This is a genomic window from Spiroplasma endosymbiont of Cantharis lateralis, assembly GCF_964030855.1.
Taxonomy (GTDB): domain Bacteria; phylum Bacillota_I; class Bacilli_A; order Mycoplasmatales; family Mycoplasmataceae; genus Spiroplasma_A.
In genome coordinates this window covers 1-19,119 of record NZ_CAXIQF010000006.1, presented here as the reverse complement: position 1 = coordinate 19,119, position 19,119 = coordinate 1, and the positions used below count along the sequence as shown (strand labels likewise).

The window sequence follows — 19,119 nt, the reverse complement described above, 5'->3', positions numbered from 1 at the left end:
CCTTATTTTATTTCTTTTTTTTCTGTTCCTTTTTTGATAGTTTACTAATTTTTTTATCTACTTTTGAGTCATTATATCAATCCTCAAATGAATCAAAATTAAAAGAATTTAAGTTTTGATTCTTAGTTAATTTTGATTTTACTTGTAGTCTTTCTACAAGTTGAGTTGTGCCACCATCTTTTTCAAAAAAATCAGTTTTCACCTTATTTTTTTTATTTCTATTTTCAAGACTATTAAAAGCTTTTTGTAGATCATCAACTGTATTTGCAATAGTGTAATCAGAATTATTTATTACCGGCAATGAGTAATTATTATCCTCTTTAAAGAATAAATTTAACTCCTTTGTATCTAAATCAGCACTTGGAAGTGTATTACTAATGTTTAAAGATTTATCATTATTCTTTTTCACATTTTCATCTTCAAAATTAACATGCACAATTTTATCTATTTTTTGTTCAGCAACGGCTTTAGTTTCTAAATTTTGTTTGACGTTCATTTCATCTCTTTTAATTTCCATTTTTTGAAGTTTTTTGTCATCTTCAATTTCTTGCAGATCTTGAAAATTTTTTTGTTCTTTAAGATTTTGTTCTTCAATTCCTTTTTTCTGCTCTTCAAGTGCTTTTGATTGTTCATCAAGCAGTCTTTTTTCTACTAGTTTTTTTTGAATTATTAATTTTCTATTAGTTAATCATTGTTCTTCTGTCATTTTTCTTTTTTCTTCTAATAGTTTTATTTCTGCTAATCTATTTTCTTCTTCTAATTCTACTTCAATTAATTTTTTTTCAGCTAAAAGTTTATTTTCTACTAATAATTTTTCTTCCATTAATCTTTTATTTTCTGTTAACAACTTATTTTCTACTAATAACATATTTGCAGATAATAATTTTTCATCATCTAACTGATTTTCAAAGAATTCTTTTTTATTATCAAAATTTATTTTATCTTTTACATCATTTTTAATATCATTTTTCTCTTCTTCTTTAATAATTTTAGAAAAAAATACATTTTCATTCTCATTTTTATCTAAATTTACTTCATTTGATTTTTGAACTAAAACAATATCTTTTTCATTATTTTCTTTGTTCTTTACAACTTCTTCTTTATTATTAAAAATATCAGTTATTTGTTCTGAAGTCATTTCCACAGTTTTTTTAATCTCATCAATTTTTTTATTTAATGAAACTTCTAACTCTTTTAGTTCTTGTTGATAAGAATTTGTTTTAGGCACTAACTTCTCATTTCTAGCTAAATTATAGTTTTTAAATTTATTATTTGGTTTTAAATCAATATTTAATTTATTAAGAAGATAATCTTTATCATTTTGTTCATTTTCATAACTTCTAACTCTTAAATCAATAATTTCTTTTCTTATATCAGATCTTCTTGGCATAATCATCTTATCAACTAAATTAATTGACTCATATGTTTTATTACCAATATCAGTTTTTTGAAAAGCCAAATTATTTGAATTTTCTGGAGCAAAAAAATGAGAATTAGCATTTTGAACAAGATCAATTTTTGATATGTTTTTTGTTTTAAATTCCATTGTTTTATCCAATTCTGTTAAAATTGTCTCTCCAGAGTTTTCATCAAATCATAGTTTATTTGTATAAAAATCCCCTGAGTTTTCATCAAAGGTATTTGTTAAATTTTTATTAATTTTTAAAACTTTTATTTTATCAGACATAATAAACCTCACTAACTAATTATACAATAATTAGTGGCTTTGAAAAATAATACTTTATGTAAAAAAAATAACCTTATAGGTTATTCTTCTAAATTATTTGTAACTTTAAAATCAGTTGAATTTAATATACTTTGCAATTTTTCTCTCTCGTTTTTTTCAAGATCTTTTGGAATTACAAAATTAACTTCTAATAATAAATTACCTCTGTGAGATGATTTAACACCTCTATATAGTCCATAATTTTTAACAGTAATAATATCTCCATTTTTAATACCTTTTGGTATTTTTACATTAATATTTCCATCTAATGTTTTTATAGAAATTTCATTTGCAAGAATAGCATCTAGATAACTAATATCAAATTTAAATTTAATATCAAACTCATTTACTATTGCTAATTTTTTAGAACCATTCAGATGTATATCTGCATATAAATGCCCACGTTCTCCACCATTTGGAGAATAGTTTCCTGCATTTCTTAAAACAATTTGCTGACCTGGAACTAAGCCTTTTGGTATTGGCATCATGACAGTTTCCTTTTTAAGAACAGTTGCATTTCCTCTACAAGTTTTACATGGATTCTTATTTTCTTTTCCATTTCCCTTACATTTTGGACAAGATTGTTGTGTTTGAAATTTAGCAATACCCATATCTTGAAGTACAGTAACAACACCATGTCCATTACATACTTCACACTCAACAATATCTGATTTTGATTTTGCACCAGTTCCATCACAATCATCACATTTTGAAATTAAATCCATTTTAATTTCTTTGTCAACTCCAAATAATAATTCTTTTAGAGTTAAATTAACATCTATTACAACATCTTTTCCTCTTGAAGATCTTGCTCTTGAAGAAGAATTACCTCTTCCTCCAAAAAAATTAGAAAAGATGTCTGAGAAAAAGTCTCCTGCTCCTCCCATATTTGAGAAGAAGTCTCCGAATCCTTGTCCAAATCCACCACCAAAGTCAGAACCCATTCCACTTAATCCATCGTGACCAAACTGATCATAAGCTTGACGTTTATTTGCATCCAATAGTACTTCAGCTGCTTCTGTAGCTTCTTTAAACTTTTCTTCCGCATCTGGTTCTTTACAAATATCTGGGTGGTATTTTTTAGCTAACTTACGATATGCTTTTTTGATATCATCTTCAGATGAAGATTTGGCAATACCCAAAATTTCATAGTAATCTCTTTTAGCCATAATATACCTTCTTTCTTATCTTTAAAAAACAACTACAAATTAGTTGTTTTTTAAAATTATTTAGATTCTTCATCTTTACTTTTGTCTTTTTTATCTTTTTTGTCTTTTTTATCTTCAATATCTTCTTTTGGTTGTTCAGTTGCACCAGCTTGTGTTTGTTGAGCTGCCATTTCTGAAGCCATTTTCATTGCTTGCTCTAAGTCATTCATTTTTTTCTCTAAAGTTTCATAATCTTCTTTTGAAATTAATTCACGAATTTCTTTTGCCATTTCTTCAGATTGTTTTTTTTGCTCTTCATTTACTTGATCTCCAGTTTCACTAATTGAAGATTCAATTATATTCAAGTAACTTTCAGCCTTATTTTTTAGTTCAATATTTTTACGTTTTTTATTATCTGACTCTTGATTTTCTTCAGCTTCTTTAACCATTCTCTCAATTTCTTTATCAGATAAACTACCTGAGTTTGAGATTGTAATAGTTTTTTCTTCATTAGTAGCTTTATCTTTTGCAGTTACAGATACAATACCATTTACGTCAATTTTAAATGTAACTTCAATTTGAGGAGTTCCTTTTGGAGCTGGTTTTATTCCTGTTAATTGGAATTGTCCTAATGATTTATTATCTCCAGCCATTGGTCTTTCACCTTGTAATACATTAATATCAACTGCTGGTTGATTATCAACTGCCGTTGAGAATACTTGTGATTTTTCAGTAGGAATTGTTGTATTTCTTTGAATTAAAGGTGTCATAACTCCACCCATTGTTTCAATCCCTAATGTTAGAGGAGTAACATCTAATAAAAGAACATCAGTTACGTCCCCAGCTAAAACTCCACCTTGAATAGCTGCACCCATAGCAACAACTTCATCTGGATTAATAGTTCTATTTGGTTCTTTTCCAAGTAATGATTTTACTAATTCTTGAACTGCTGGAATTCTTGTTGATCCACCAACTAAAAGAACTTGATCAATATCACTAGCTTTTAATTTTGCTTCTTTTAAAGCATCTTCAACTGGTTTTCTAGTTCTTTCAACTAAATCTTTTGACATTTTTTGAAACTCTGCTCTTGATAATTTAGTTGAAAAGTTAACTGGTCCACTTTCATTCATTGCAATAAATGGTAAGTTAATTTCTGTTTCAACTTGACTTGATAAGTTAATTTTTGCTTTTTCCGCTTCATCTTTAAATCTTTGTAAAGCCATTTTATCTTTTGATAAATCAATATTGTGTTCTTTTTTAATTTCTTGACCGATTCAATCCATAATTTTTTGGTCGAAGTCATCTCCACCCAATTCATTATCTCCTGAAGTTGATAAAACATCATATGTTCCTTCTGCTAATTCTAATAATGAAACGTCAAATGTTCCTCCACCCAAGTCATAAACTAAAACTTTCATTTCTTTATCTTGTTTGTCAATTCCATATGCCAATGCAGCTGCAGTAGGTTCATTAATAATTCTTTCAACATCTAAACCTGCAATTTTCCCTGCATCTTTTGTAGCTTTTCTTTGAGCATCATTGAAGTAAGCTGGTACTGTAATAACAGCTTTTGTAACTTTTGTACCAATTTTATCTTCAGCATATTTTTTTAAATATCTTAAAATTTCTGCAGAAATTTGTTCTGGAGAATAATCTTTTCCTTCTAAATTTCTTTTTTTATTTGTTCCCATATCACGTTTAATTGATATTGCTGTATTTGGGTTTGTTACTGCTTGTCTTTTTGCAGCTCCCCCAATAATAATGTCACTATTTTTAAATGCAACAACAGATGGTGTTGTTCTTTGACCTTCAGGGTTTTCAAGAACCATTGGTTGTCCACCCTCCATAATAGCTACACATGAATTTGTTGTACCTAAGTCTATTCCTATAATTCTTTCTTTTGCCATAATTAATCTCTCCTTTAATATTTTTCTAAATTACTCTGCAACTTTTACAGCTGCATGTTTAATAACTCTATCATGTAATTTATAACCATTCGAAACAACGATTGCTATTTTCCCTGATTTAAATTCTTCACTTTTTACTTGCTCAATTGCAGAATGCAATTCTGGATTGAAATCATCTCCTGGTTTTACAACAACCATTGCTACACCAGCATTTGTTAATGCTTGGTCAATTTGATTAATAATCATTTCAAATCCCATTAAATAATTTTTAATTTCAGCATTATCAGGAGTTGATTTTAAAACTCCTCTAAACATATCTATTGCTGGAATCAGCTCTGAAGCTAATTTTTCACCGCCATACTTTCTAACCAAAACACTTTCATTTTGAAATCTTCTAACTGTATTTTGATTATCAGCTACCGCAATTAATTTTGCTTCTTCTAGTTTTGCAATTTCATCATTCAAAGCTACAAACTCTAATTCCAATTTTTCAATATTAGAAAGTTCTTCAACTTTAACTTCCTTATTTTTTTTGTCATCAGTTTTTATATCTTTATGATCTTTATCAGATTTTTCATCTTTAATTTCTTTTACTTTTGGATTTATATTTAATTCTTTTTTAATATTTTCAAATAGATCCAAAATTTTTTTCATTTTTTCTTTTTCCATTTTTATTCTCCTTCCAACAAAAACTTTTCTTCAATTTTATTGCTTATTCATTCTAAAAGTTTTGACACTTTATCATATTCAATTCTTTTAGGCCCAACTAGAGCTAAAGCACCTTTGCCCCCACCTTTTGTGGGAAAGTTTGTCCCAATAACTGCAATATCATCATTTTCATTACCTGTTTCTAAACCAATAGCTACAGTAGTTTTGTTTGTTTTACTTTGGTAATTAAATCAAACAAAGGGAGAAGCATTTTCAATAAATTGAATAATATCTTTTATCTTATTTGCATCATTAAACTCTGGGTTTTCTAATAAATATTTAACACCACTTGTTCTTGATTTATTTGAATCTGTATGTATTAAAGCTCCTATTAAAGTTTGTAATACAAACTCATATTTTTTAACTTGCTGTCTTAATACAGGAATCATTGCTTGTGATTTTGTTTCAATTTCAGAAATTTTAGAATTTACTAATCTTTCATTAAATAAATCAATTGATAATCTTAGTTCTTCTAAAGTTATTGAATCAAGATTTATATTTTTATTTTCAATTGCTCCATTTGAAAGAACAAATATTACAACTGCAGATTTATTTGAAATAGGTATTAATTCAATTTTTGATAAGAGTAATTCACCATTTACTTCTGAAGTCGCAACAACTGTTGCTAATTTTGTCATTTCGCTTAAGATTGATGAAGTTTTTTCTAAAATCTCATCAATAGTGGCTCCTCTTTTTTTAAAGATCTCATTAATCTGAACTTTGATATCTTCAATGTTATTCGATTCCATAAGATTATCAACATAGTATCTATAACCTTTTGTTGAAGGAACTTTTCCAGAAGAAGTATGAGCTTTTTCTAAAAAGCCTTGTTCCTCTAGAAATGCTGATTCATTTCTAATTGTTGCAGATGATACTTCCATTGTTAATACCTCTTGAATCCTTTTAGAACCAACTGGTAATGCAGTTTTAATATATTCTTCTATGATGGATTTTAAAATTAGGTTTTGACGTTTTGTTAACAATTAAAAACACCTCCATAACAATACATTTCTAGTTTATCAATAGCACTCTTAATAATCAAGTGCTAATTTAATTTATTTGAAGTTGATAGTACAAAATTGTTATTATTAACATCAATTACATAATTTCTCTTAGGTTCTATCTCACTCGAAACTATTGCCCTTGCAATTAAAGTCTCAATATTTCTTTCAATATATCTTTTAATTGGTCGAGCACCATATTGTTGATCATAACCTTCTTCTAAAATTTTTTTTATAGATGAATCTGTAAAATTTATAATATATTCATTTGATAATAAAACTCTCTCTTTTAATTCATCTAAAGTTTTTATAATAACTTCTTTAATAACATCTTTAGATAAAGCATTGAAAGTCACAATATTATCAATTCTATTTAAAAATTCAGGTCTAAAGAATTTTCTTAAATTCTCATTTAGAACATCTTGGTCAATTAACTCTGGTGGTGTTGAAATTAGATATTCAGAACCAATATTTGAAGTCATAATTATGATTGTATTTTTAAAATCAATTGTCTTTCCAAGAGAATCAGTAACTCTACCATCATCTAAAATTTGTAAAAATATATTAAAAACATCTGGATGAGCTTTTTCTACTTCATCAAATAATAGTATTGAATATGGGGCTCTTCTTACAGCCTCAGTAAGTTTACCTCCCTCTTCATAACCAACATAACCAGGAGGAGAACCTAATAATTTAGATACTGAATGTTTTTCCATATATTCAGACATATCAAATCTAAGCATTTTTTTCTCACTTCCAAATAAATTTTTTGCAAGTGATTTTGCAACTTCTGTTTTACCAACACCAGTTGGACCTAAAAATAAGAAACTACCTATTGGCTTATTTGGGTCTTTAATTCCACTTCTACTTCGAATAATTGCATCAGATACAAGTTCTAATGCTTGATTTTGACCTTTTACCATTTTTTTAAGTGTTGTACTTAAACCTAAAAGTTTTTGTTTCTCACTTTCAATTAGATTTTCCATTTCTATTCCAGTTCATTTAGATACAATTGAAGCAATTTCAATTTCAGTAACCTCCTCTGAAATTAATTTTTCCTTATTATTATCAAGTGCAGAACTTAATTGTTTTTCTAAGGCTGGTAATAATGAATATTGAATTTCTCCAGCTCTTTGATAATTAGCTTGTGCTTGAACTTGCTCTAGTTCAATTTTTAAACTATCAATAGTAGACCTAAACTGATTAATTTTTTCTAATGCTTTTTTTTCAGAATTTCATTTATTATTAAATTCGGCTTGTTTTGTTTTTAAATTTTTTAGTTCTTTTTCTGCTTGTTGTAATCTATCTTTAGATTTTTCATCTTGCTCCTTAGAAAGTGCTGCTTTTTCAATTTCTAATTGCATAACTTTTCTATCAATTTGATATAACTCTGTAGGAACTGATGCTAACTCTGTTTTAATTGTTGCACTTGCCTCGTCTACCAAGTCAATTGCCTTATCTGGTAAAAATCTATCGGAGATATATCTATCACTTAATTGTGCAGCTGCAACTAAAGCATTATCATGAATTCTTACTCCATGGTATGTTTCAAAACGCTCCTTTAATCCTCTTAAAATTGAAATTGTTTCTTCAATAGTGGGTTCACTTACAATAACTTTTTGAAATCTTCTTTCAAGTGCCGCATCTTTTTCTATATATTCTCTGTATTCTTTTAGAGTTGTTGCTCCAATAACTTTAATACCACCTCTAGCAAGAGAAGGTTTTAATAGGTTTGAAACATCCATTCCTCCCCCGTTTCCAGTTTTACCTGCTCCCACAATTAAATGTAATTCATCAATAAATAATATTATTTGACCATTTTCTTTTTGAATTGCATTTACAATTCCCTTGATTCTTGCTTCATAATCTCCTAAAAAACTAGCTCCAGCCATAACACTTCCCATGTCTAACTCTAGAATTTTTTTATCTTTTAAAACACTTGGAACATCACCTTTATTTATTCGTTGAGCTAAACCTTCTGCAATAGCTGTTTTACCAACACCAGGCTCACCAATTAAAACCGGATTATTTTTAGTCTTTCTACTTAATATTCTAATTACTCTCATAATCTCATCATCTCTTCCAATGATTGGATCAATTTTTCCTTCTTTTGCATCCTTTGTTAAATCCCTTGTATATTTATTTAGGATTTCTGGATCATTTAAAGGATCTGGTTTTTGTGTAAAATCCATAAACATTCCTCCTCTTGATTAGCACTCTATGTGTCTAATTGCTAATCAATAATATATTACATTTTGTTTTAGCAATGTCAATGTTTAAGTGCTAATTTTTTGAAATTTTTATAAAATAATTTGAATTTAAGAATAAGGTGTTAATTGCTTACTTATCAATTAGAAATCTATCTAGTAAATATACATCCCAACTAAAAATAAAAACACAAATTAAAAGCACTAGTTTAGACCAGTGCTTTTAAGTATTAAATTTTATTAGAATAATTTTCCTCAATAAAAATACAATATAGTTGCATAAAAGTGGAATAAGCTAATTTTGCCTTTTCTTTTAAATTTAAATTTGAAGTCGACCTAATTACTTCTCCTTGAAAGAGTTTCATATTTATTGGCAAATATTTAAATACATCCAAATTTATATTTTTATTTAGCTCAATAAAATCTTCAGTTTTATCTGATCTCAAAACTAAATTTAAAAGCAGTTTTTGTTCTTCATTAATTAGACTTTTTAAATCTTCATTTTCATTAAAATCATAAAATAGTAAAATTAACTTATAATTAATAGCATTTGAATCCTTAGAGTTTTTAATTTTTTCAGTTTGTTTTTTAGTTAACTTCAATCAAATATTTGAGTTATATCTTAATTGAGTTAAAAAGATTTGTTTTAAAATAAATACTCTTTGCAATATTTTAAATCCATTGCCAATTGTAAACTTACTAGAAAAAAACATTGTTGTTCAATAAGATATATTCTCTGTTAGTTTTCACAAAATATAAGTCTTATTAAATTCTCTTTCCAACTCTTTTACTATTTTTATGAAAGAATTACTTTTAATTGCCTCAGAAAAAAGTATATCGTACTTTTGCTCTATTTTTACCTGAGGTTGATTTGAAAAGTTATATATAATATCTTTAAAATCTATAAAATTATCATCATTAGTTACTTTTAAAAAAGATAAATTGTTATTATCAATAGTTTTTAATTGTTTAAGCATGTGTTCCTCCAAACAATTAATCGCTCTTTTTAATTTATTTTTTTAGAAAGATCATAATTAATTACAGAATTATATCCTTTTTTAATAGCATCATCATATGTAGCTTGCACACAAACTTCTAAAGCTAAGCCACATATCTCTAAATCCTCTACTTTTTTAGTTTTTAATCAAAAGTCTAATTCAGATTCAACATTTAACTTCTCATTTTCTTTATCTTTAGAAATATAAAAAGCAGAATAACTATCATAATCTAATTTAGTTCCTTTTCTTATTATTAAGTCAGCATTTGATGAATCAATAAGAAACTCTGCACCTTGTGAATTAACTACGCAATGTTCTGGTCATTCAATAAAAGAAATGTGATTTTGGGGATGAAAATCTCCGGAAAAAATAACATAATTTCCATTCTTTTTATATTCACTAATTTTATTTTCAATTTTCTTTTGAATTAATTCACCCTGAGGCACATAAAGTTTTCCCAAAGGATTTGCAAAATCATATTGATAATCTACTACAATTAAAGCTTTTTTCATATTATAAAAAATCTATTAATATCTCATTTAAGATATTAAATCCCCTTTCTGTACATCTAAGATTATTATTAACTATTTCTAATAAATTTTGTTCAATTTTTTGTTCAATTTTTTGTTGATAAAAAGTAACTATCTCTTTATTTTTTTCTAAAGACACATCAATTCCTTCTACCATTCTTAAACCCATCATTATAATTTGAAAATAATAATCTTCTTGTGAAAGCAACTCAAACTCTTTTTTATAATTTAAAATATTACCTTCATTTTTAGTCAGATAATATTTATTATCAATTTGTTCAAATCCTGTAGCACCAATACCTACACCAGCAAATGTGGAATTATTTCAATAACTAATATTATGAAATGATTTATTATTTTCTCCTAAAGCATAATTTGATATTTCATATCTAATATAACCTAAATCTTTAAGACCTTGATTAACTATTTCATCAAATAACTCGTCATTTTCGGGTAGTTTCATATTTTTTCTTCCCCAAATTGATTTTTCTTTCATTATTAATGAATATCATGAAATATGATCTGGTTTTAATTCCTTAAGATACTTTAAATCTGTTGCAATATTTTCTTTAGTTTGATCATATAAGTTATACATTAAATCTATACTTACATTTTTAAATCCCGCTTTTCGAATTAGTTTGAAAGCTTTTATTGCTAATGAATTATCGTGAATTCTTCCAATTTTTTTTAATAATTCATTGTCAAAAGTTTGAATTCCCATACTAACTCTATTAATATTAAACTCCTTATAAATATTTAATTTTTCTAGTGTAACTGATTCAGGGTTTAACTCTATTGAATATTCAAAGTTTGGTTTATTAGTAAACTTTAAAAGAATATTGCACATCCTTCTTGTTTGCTCTTCGTTTAAACAACTTGGAGTTCCTCCCCCAATATAAATACTTTGAATATCTTCTAATCTATTTTCATAGCCCTCTAATTCAAGCTCAATTTTGTCTAAATACTTTTCAATTATTTTTGGATCTTGTGGTTTTTTTACTTTTACAAAATCACAATAAAAACAAATATGTTCACAAAATGGAATGTGAACATATAAACTATTAATTTTTCTATCTATTGATTTATTACTCCTCATGGTTTTAGTGAAAGACCTCTTTTTTTTCTAATAATTAATCAAGGTATAACAATTAAAAATAAAAGAATTGCCATTGAAGTAAAGAATATAATCATACAAACTTTATTTGCTTTTTTTCTAATTTCTTTTATTTCTTGTTGTGGTATTATTTCATATCCATAATACCCAATTAAATTATTTTTTCTTGTTCTAGTTGTTACTATGTTTAATACGTGAACTATTAAAGTAATAAATAAAATAACTATATTTGTTTTAATTTCTGAATCTAGTGATTTCAGACTCCCAACTTTTCAAAATAAGAAATAAATATCTGGATTTCCATTTAAATATTTACTTTGTAAACCATACATTATTGCTAATGAAATTGCTCCAAAAATATAAATACAAAATGATACTCAGTTTAAATAAACTCCTCTTGATATTAAAGTTCTATAATTTCTAGTAATAAAATAAGGTACGAGCTCTTTTCCAAATAAAAGATCCTTTTCATATTTTTTGACATTTGAATAAATAAAGGCAAAGTCAGTTAAACTAGTTATAAAAAATCCTGCTGATACAATTAATAATGTTATTGAGAAGAAAGGATACATTACTTTTGCTCTTTCTACTCCCATGTAAGTTCCATTATCTCCAGCTTTATAATAAATTGCTAACATAATTGAAGTCGTAATTATACCAACTACTCCTATTAAGAAAATTAAAAATATTCTTAATTTTTCACTTCTTATTTCTTTAGCTATTTCTTTTGGAATGATATTTGCCTTTTTCATTCTTTCTCCATATGAATTATGCTCATAAGGATTATAATTATTTGAACTAACTGGTGCATAGTCAACTTCTGGATTATATCCAAAATTTGGATTTGGATTATAAAATTGATTATTATTAGAGAAATCATTATAGCCATATTGCATATTATTATTTGGCATATGATAATTTTCATATAAAGGCTTATTATTATAAATTTCATTTCTTTGAAGATTATTGATTTGATTGTTTGGAGGATAAACCATTCTATTATATTGATTTTCATCTCTATAATTTCCATAATTAATTCTTGACATATTTTCAAAATCTAAACGCTCTTGTTTTAAATTATTACTATATTGATTTTGATAATTTACATATGACTGCATTTGAGTTGGTTGATATCTTGGTTGTTGATATTGAATTAAATCTCTTTGATTATTTTGAAGATAGAATTTTTCATTTGGATCTCTTACTTCACTTCTCTTATAATCAGGCATTCTATTTTGTTGATAACTATTATCAAAATTTAATTGTCTTGGTCTTATATACCCAGAGTTCTTATTTTCAATTAAATTTTTTTGATATATTGCTGTTTCGTTAAAGTAATTAGGATTATTTTGAGGGTTTGAATTTAACGCAAAAGTTCCAACAGTTTGTTGGTTTTGATTTTCATTTAATTCTTCATTTTTAATTGGATTTACTAATCCACTCATAAAAAAACGCCCCTTTTTTTATGAGCATAAAAAGGTTTTATTTTTTTCTTCTATCTCTTTGAATTTTTTTAATTTTAGCTATTTCTAGCTCAAAATTATTTCTTTGATTTTCAAATTTTTCAAGTCTTTTAAATTCATCTGCTGATACTTGTTCTTTTTCAAAGTAAAATTTTGAATTTTTTCTAAAAAGTATTAAAAAATATATAGTGAAAGAAATAGATGCAATTATTGTAAAAACTAGCAATACAACTCATAAAGGAAGACTAAAGTCTAATACTTTAAAATTTGTTTTACTCATTAATAGTGTTTTCATAACAATCACCTTTTTAGCCCAACTGTAAATTACCCTATCTACAATCTTAATTATAATAACATATTTATTAAAAAAACTAGATTTTTTTAATCTAGTTTTATCATTTTTTTTAGTCTCAACTTGCCACTAAAGCGTCAATAATATCATTTTTTCACTCTTGAATATCTAAATCATTAACAAAAAAGTCAATAAATTCATCCTTTAAAGTAACAATTAAGTTCATTGAAAAGTCATTTAATTCAATATCTAATTCTTTTAATTTTTCTAAAACTTCTTTAGGAAAATCAGGACTAAAAGCAATTGATTGTACACAATCTTCTGCAAATAATTCAGCATCTGATTCCTCTTGCAATGAACCCATTAGAGCAGAATAAACCTCTTCTTCACCTATTTCATTTTCTTTAACAACTCTTGCTATTTCTTCAAGGGGTTTTCCATCTAATTTTAATGGTTCATAATTTTTTTCAATTTCTTCTCCAAATAAAACAATAGCAAAATATAAACTCATTCCAGCTATTAATTCTTCAAACATCTTATCTGCTATTTCATCTGGTAAATTATCAATATATTCACTTATACTATTTGCTTGTACTTCTGTCATTTTATAGTTCTCCTTATTTATTTAATTATCTAACAAAAAAGTCCATTAATATAAAAAAGTTTCAATAATTATCTATTTAATTGCTTTATACTAATGACAATTATATAAGAGAATTTAATTTAAAAATAAAAAACTTCAACTTTTAATAGTTGAAGTTAATAATAAAATTATATCTAATATTTTTAAATAAATTAACTATTTATAATATCTATTTTTGTATATATTATACTGTTATAATCTCATCTTTTTTTATCTGGTCCTCATATTTCAAAACCTTTATTATAATGGTTTTTCCTATCTTTTATTGTGTCATCAGAGTCATAAGTTTCGCCAAATATAAAATTATTATAAATTGAATTTTCATATTTACTGTTAAACTCCTTATAATGAGTCGTAATTTTTTTATAAATAAATGAATTAAGTTCATATGAGATTTTTCCTTTTTGAATTTCTCCCTCAATAGTATATTCGATTTCATCGTCAAATTTAAAATTAGCATTATATAATTTTAAATTTAAATGCTGATTTTTGCTATTTGCAATAATCTTATCTTTTTCATTTACCACTTCTTCAATTTCCAAATCTGGAGAATTTAGTTGACTACTGTATTCTTCAAAAAATTCTTTCATTCAAGTGCTTAAATTATTTGTTACATACCCCACAAAATAATCTACATATAATGAAATTAAACCAATATAAATATCTTCTCCTTGATTTGTTTTTACTTTTAGTATATTTTTTCATAATCTAGTACATGAAAATGTATTACTTGATATTGGTCTAATCTCTGATCCCAAAAATATTGAAAACGCATTTTTCTTTTTTATATTTCAATGATTATCATTTGTCATTTCTGAACCAAATTCCAAAACAATTTTATTATGGCCAGGTAAAAAAGCTTTTTTTATTTCATCTTCACTTTTACCTACATAAAACCCTGACATCAATTCCATACCAAAAGGTTTTTCTAAACTTGCATCCGTTGGAAGTAAACTATCATATAAAAAATTAACATTATTATTTTCTACATCATCTTTTTTAACGATTCTTTCATATTTATTTCCATTACTTGAACCTGATCAAATCTTAAAATGATCATCTTTTGATGATAACTCTAAGTCACCATTTTCTAATTCATTAATTTCTAATGAACCAAATCTTTCTAAAATTTCTTCATCTCATCAGTTAGTCTTCTCTTCTTCTGGATCAGTTTTTCCTCCAAAACAAGATACCACTGTAAATGAACTTGAAGTTACCAATGTTATTGAACCAAGTACTGCTAATAATTTTTTCATTTTTATCCCTCTTTATTGAATTAACTATAAAATATCTATTTTTGTATATATTATACTGTTATAATCTCATCTTTTTCTATTTGGTCCTCATATTTCAAGTCCACTATTATAATGTGTACTGTTCCTTTTTTTCGGACACCTATATTTTATAACTAACTCTATTAGTATTATAAAAATATTGATACATTTTCAAATTATAAATATATTCATTTACAACATTGTATTTATAACCTTCCTTGATTGCTTCTCTTTTAAGAGTGCTTCAAAAACCTTCAATATATCCATTGTCCGTTGATCTGCCTATTCTAGACATACTTAAACCAAAATCAAATCACATTGTAGCTAAACGATATTGATAAGATTTAAATTCTGAACCGTTATCAGAGTGAATAATTGAGTTTGGTTTAAATGTTCCAAACTCATTAACCATATTAAAAAATGACTCTAATACTAATTTCATACCTTTAATATTTTTAGTTACCAAACCATAAACTTTTTTAGTGTTTACATGATAAAAAGCGCAAGTATATAGTTTGCATCCTGCTATTATTTTCTCTGTAATATCTACAGAGAAAATATCTCCATAATTTTTCAAATCTGTTTGATATTTAAATAATCTAGGATACTTACCAATTTTTTCTGGAGTAACTGATTTATTCTTTTGTATTTTATAGTTATTAGGTTTTAACTTTAGAAACTTCATTATTCGCAGAACTTTTTTATGACTACAATTTAAATTTAAATACTTCAATAATCTTCTAGATCCATAGATTTTAACTTCATTTTTATAAACATCATTAATTCTCAAAACCAAATCTCAATTAATAGCCTTAATTTTTGGTTTACCTTTTGATATTCAATCATAGTAAGTACTTTTTGCTAGATCAATTAGTCTACAAAGTCTTCTAATTGCAATATTTGGGTTTTTAATTGCAAAGTTATAAACTACTTTTGATTTAAATGTGTTTAACTCTCACTTATTTACTTCTTTCTATCAATCAATTCTCTTAATTCTTTAAACATTTCATCTCTTAATTTTAAATCTTCACTTTCTCTTTTTGATTTTTTAAGCCCTTTTTTTAAATTTATAATCTCCTCATTATTTGCTTTAAAGGACTTTTTGAAGCCACTTCTTCCATTTTCATCATAGGTTTTTATTCAGTTTTTTAATCTTGATTTATCAATTCCTACTGCTTTTGAATATTGTGATAATAACAAATTTGATTTATAAAAATTTAATACTAATTCAATTTTTTGATCGATTGAATACTTAGTCAAAATAAAACCTCTCTTCGTTCACAAATATTTTATATCAATATATAAAGTATTTTTAAAATGTGTCCGAAAAAAGGTTACACTACATCCACTATTATAATGTTTTTCTTTATCTTTATTAGAGTCATCTAAATCAAATTTATAAGTAAATTTAAAATCTTTATAATTTGAGTTTTCATACTTATAATTAAAAGCAGATGTATGAGATCAAACTTTATTTGTTATATATGAATCCAAAGCTTCTTGTATTTTTATATTTTCCACATTTGATTCTTCATCACGCTTATAATTAATTTTTTGACTAAATGTAAAATCGGCATTTCTAAATATTAATTTTAAATGTTGATTATTGCTATTTGCAATAATCTTATCTTTTTCATTTACGACTTCTTCAATTTCCAAATTTGGAGAATCAAGTTGGCTACTATATTCTTCAAAAAATTCTTTCATTCAAGTGCTTAAATTATTTGCAACATACCCCACAAAGTAATCTACATATAATGAAATTAAACCAATATAAATATCTTCTCCTTGATCTGTTTTGATTTTTAGTACATCCTCTCATATCCTTGTACATGAAAATGTATTACCTGATATATGTCCTGATCCCAAAAATATTGAGAATGCATTTTTCTTTTTTAGATTCCAATGATTATCATTTGTCATTTCTGAGCCAAATTCAATTTGAATATTATTATAAACATTTGAAAAAGCTTTTCTTACTTCATCTTCACTTTTACCAACATAAAACCCTGACATCAATTCCATTCCAAATGGTTTTTCTAAACTTGCATCCATTGGAAGTAAACTATCATATAAAAAATTAACATTATTATTATCTATATCATTTTTTTTAACAATTCTTTCATACTTATTTCCATTACTTGAACCTGATCAAATCTTGAAGTGATCATCTTTTGATAATAACTGTAAGTCACCATTATCTAATTCATTAATTTCTAATGAACCAAATCTTTCTAAAATTTCTTCATCTGATCACTTAGTTTTCTCTTTTTCTGGGTCAGTTGTCCCTCCAAAACAAGATACTACTGTAAACGAACTTGAAGTTACCAATGTTATTGAACCAAGTACTGCTAATAATTTTTTCATTTTTAATTTTCTCCATTTCTTATAATATCATTATAAATATTTTCTGCTAGATTTCCAGTATTTGTTTTAGAATTCCACTCATAAGTTACTAATTTATTATTTATAATGGTTGAATACATTTTATAAATAATAAACTCTTCAGATATTGAATTGATAATTGATAATTGATTTTTATATAATTCCAAGGCACTTTGATAGTCCTTATAATAAACTCATTTCCCAGTATTAAGTTTAAATTTAAAGACAGTATATTTACCAGCACTAATAATATTTTCTCAATCTTTTTCTTGATCTTTTAAATTAACTGACTCATTTTTATGAATATACTTATAACTCAATTCTATTTGTTTTTGTAATTCTATAATGACCTCTTCTTCATTTTTTCTTGAAAAGTAGACTTTTCCATTTATATCATAAATTTCATAAGCCTTTCTTAAAATTTGTAATGAATTTTGAAACATTATTTCTTTTGCCGCATTAGGATTTGATGCTATATTCTCATTTAATTGATCTGAAAAATCAGATATATCTTTTTTATCGTTATTGTCAACATAATACATTCTTTTAATTCTTATTCCATTATTATTTTTATCATTGTCTAAATAATAAAAATTATTCTTTCAATTTTCAAAAGTTGTAGTAAATTCTATATCTCCAATATCCAAAGTCACATTCTTGCTATTTTTATTTTGTACATTCTTTAATATTTCACTTTGAAAAAATACCTGACTTTCATGGAAAGAGAATTGATACTTTGTTTTTTTATTATCTAAAGTTTTTCCATACAATCAATCTTCATATATTGGAGAGTTTTTTATATCTGTATTATATAAATTTTTAAAAAGTTCATCATAAATAGAATTGAATATTACTTTTTTTTGAACTTCATTAAATTGTGAAAATTTAGTAAAATTTGCAATTTTTTGTAGAATTTCTTCAACTGAATTACCATTTTTATTTGCTATAGTCTCAATAATTTCATTTACATTAAATAAATTGCCTTTAATATTAAAAACATCATCAAGTTTATTAATAAATTGATTACTTAAAAATTTAATTTCATAATTTTTTTGACTTATTTCACTTTCATCAACTATTATTTTTTCTGGGTTTGTATCATTAAACCCCCTCTGTGCACATCGATCATTATTTGTGTCAAGTCTAAGCATAAGATAATTGTTACCATCTAACGAGTCATAATATTTAAAATCATGTCATTTTCTTCTATTATTTTTAACTAAACTACAATAATCAGACACCAAATGCTCACTTCAACTTCCTCTAGTCTTTAAACTATTTATAAATTCTGTAAGTACTATTTGGCCCCTTCCTTCATCACTAACATTAATTTCTAATTTTTTTCCTGAGTTTAATACTTTAATGTCTATTCCTTTAAGAGTATTTTGAATTAGTTCAAATCATTGACCACTTGGAGCAGTTAGAGTAATTTTATATTTAAATTGATTTGAGATAATATTATTTATATTACTAGAAAAATAAGACCAGAAATTATCATAAAAATAATCATTAAAATAGTCTTCCTTATATCTGAAAGAATCTTCCAAAGGACTTTGATTCATAGTATTTTTTAATGGACCATTTTTTTCTTCATACATTAAGCCATCTGCATCATATTTTGTTTTAAATGCATCATAGTAGTATCCTTTATGCATTTTTGATTGAAGATCTATCATATCCTTTTTGTTAAAAGCATTATAATAAATACCATTATGAAAATAAA

At 25.5% G+C, this 19,119-nt stretch carries 16 protein-coding genes; all 16 read right to left on the bottom strand.

Annotated features, from left to right (window positions below; all coding sequences use genetic code 4):
- Positions 1 to 7: 7 nt before the first annotated feature.
- Entirely contained in the window at positions 8 to 1,687 is a 1,680-nt protein-coding gene (locus AAHM99_RS01845) for a hypothetical protein (RefSeq protein ID WP_342275075.1), read from the bottom strand.
- Positions 1,688 to 1,767: 80 nt separating this feature from the next.
- Positions 1,768 to 2,895 (bottom strand): DnaJ C-terminal domain-containing protein, encoded by a 1,128-nt coding sequence (locus AAHM99_RS01840; RefSeq protein ID WP_342275074.1) that lies wholly within the window; start codon positions 2,893 to 2,895, stop codon positions 1,768 to 1,770.
- 56 nt (positions 2,896 to 2,951) lie between these two features.
- Positions 2,952 to 4,781 carry a molecular chaperone DnaK gene (dnaK, locus tag AAHM99_RS01835; protein ID WP_342275073.1) on the bottom strand — a complete coding sequence of 610 codons (1,830 nt, stop codon included), beginning with the start codon at positions 4,779 to 4,781 and terminating at the stop codon, positions 2,952 to 2,954.
- Positions 4,782 to 4,811: 30 nt separating this feature from the next.
- Positions 4,812 to 5,450, bottom strand: coding sequence for a nucleotide exchange factor GrpE (locus AAHM99_RS01830; protein ID WP_342275072.1), 639 nt, complete (start codon positions 5,448 to 5,450; stop codon positions 4,812 to 4,814).
- A gap of 2 nt (positions 5,451 to 5,452) precedes the next feature.
- The gene (hrcA, locus tag AAHM99_RS01825; protein ID WP_339029413.1) at positions 5,453 to 6,472 is read right to left on the bottom strand and encodes a heat-inducible transcriptional repressor HrcA; all 1,020 of its coding nucleotides are present in this window, start codon (positions 6,470 to 6,472) and stop codon (positions 5,453 to 5,455) included.
- Positions 6,473 to 6,534: 62 nt separating this feature from the next.
- On the bottom strand, positions 6,535 to 8,682 hold the full coding sequence (locus AAHM99_RS01820) for an ATP-dependent Clp protease ATP-binding subunit (RefSeq protein ID WP_342275071.1): 2,148 nt from the start codon (positions 8,680 to 8,682) through the stop codon (positions 6,535 to 6,537).
- Between the two features lie 245 nt (positions 8,683 to 8,927).
- A complete protein-coding gene (locus tag AAHM99_RS01815) occupies positions 8,928 to 9,674 on the bottom strand; it encodes a hypothetical protein (RefSeq protein WP_339029417.1) in 747 nt (248 codons plus the stop codon).
- A 29-nt stretch (positions 9,675 to 9,703) separates the two neighbouring features.
- Entirely contained in the window at positions 9,704 to 10,207 is a 504-nt protein-coding gene (locus AAHM99_RS01810; protein WP_342275070.1) for an isochorismatase family protein, read from the bottom strand.
- 1 nt (position 10,208) lies between these two features.
- On the bottom strand, positions 10,209 to 11,321 hold the full coding sequence (gene hemW / locus AAHM99_RS01805; RefSeq protein WP_342275069.1) for a radical SAM family heme chaperone HemW: 1,113 nt from the start codon (positions 11,319 to 11,321) through the stop codon (positions 10,209 to 10,211).
- Positions 11,300 to 12,784, bottom strand: a complete 1,485-nt coding sequence (locus tag AAHM99_RS01800; RefSeq protein WP_339029423.1) for an MSC_0882 family membrane protein — start codon at positions 12,782 to 12,784, stop codon at positions 11,300 to 11,302. Before AAHM99_RS01800 ends, hemW begins: the two co-directional genes overlap by 22 nt.
- Before the next feature lie 37 nt (positions 12,785 to 12,821).
- On the bottom strand, positions 12,822 to 13,097 hold the full coding sequence (locus AAHM99_RS01795; RefSeq protein WP_342275068.1) for a TIGR04561 family membrane protein: 276 nt from the start codon (positions 13,095 to 13,097) through the stop codon (positions 12,822 to 12,824).
- Between the two features lie 109 nt (positions 13,098 to 13,206).
- Positions 13,207 to 13,698: a hypothetical protein gene (locus tag AAHM99_RS01790; RefSeq protein WP_339029427.1), complete on the bottom strand. Its 492-nt coding sequence runs from the start codon at positions 13,696 to 13,698 to the stop codon at positions 13,207 to 13,209.
- 191 nt (positions 13,699 to 13,889) lie between these two features.
- Complete coding sequence (locus AAHM99_RS01785) at positions 13,890 to 14,993, bottom strand: lipoprotein (protein ID WP_342275067.1); 1,104 nt, start codon at positions 14,991 to 14,993, stop codon at positions 13,890 to 13,892.
- Between the two features lie 139 nt (positions 14,994 to 15,132).
- Positions 15,133 to 15,696, bottom strand: coding sequence for a DDE-type integrase/transposase/recombinase (locus AAHM99_RS01780; protein ID WP_342274807.1), 564 nt, complete (start codon positions 15,694 to 15,696; stop codon positions 15,133 to 15,135).
- Positions 15,697 to 15,974: 278 nt separating this feature from the next.
- Positions 15,975 to 17,378, bottom strand: a complete 1,404-nt coding sequence (locus tag AAHM99_RS01775; protein ID WP_342275066.1) for a lipoprotein — start codon at positions 17,376 to 17,378, stop codon at positions 15,975 to 15,977.
- Between the two features lie 2 nt (positions 17,379 to 17,380).
- Positions 17,381 to 19,119: hypothetical protein (locus AAHM99_RS01770; RefSeq protein ID WP_342275065.1), on the bottom strand; the 1,739-nt coding region annotated here is incomplete at its 5' end.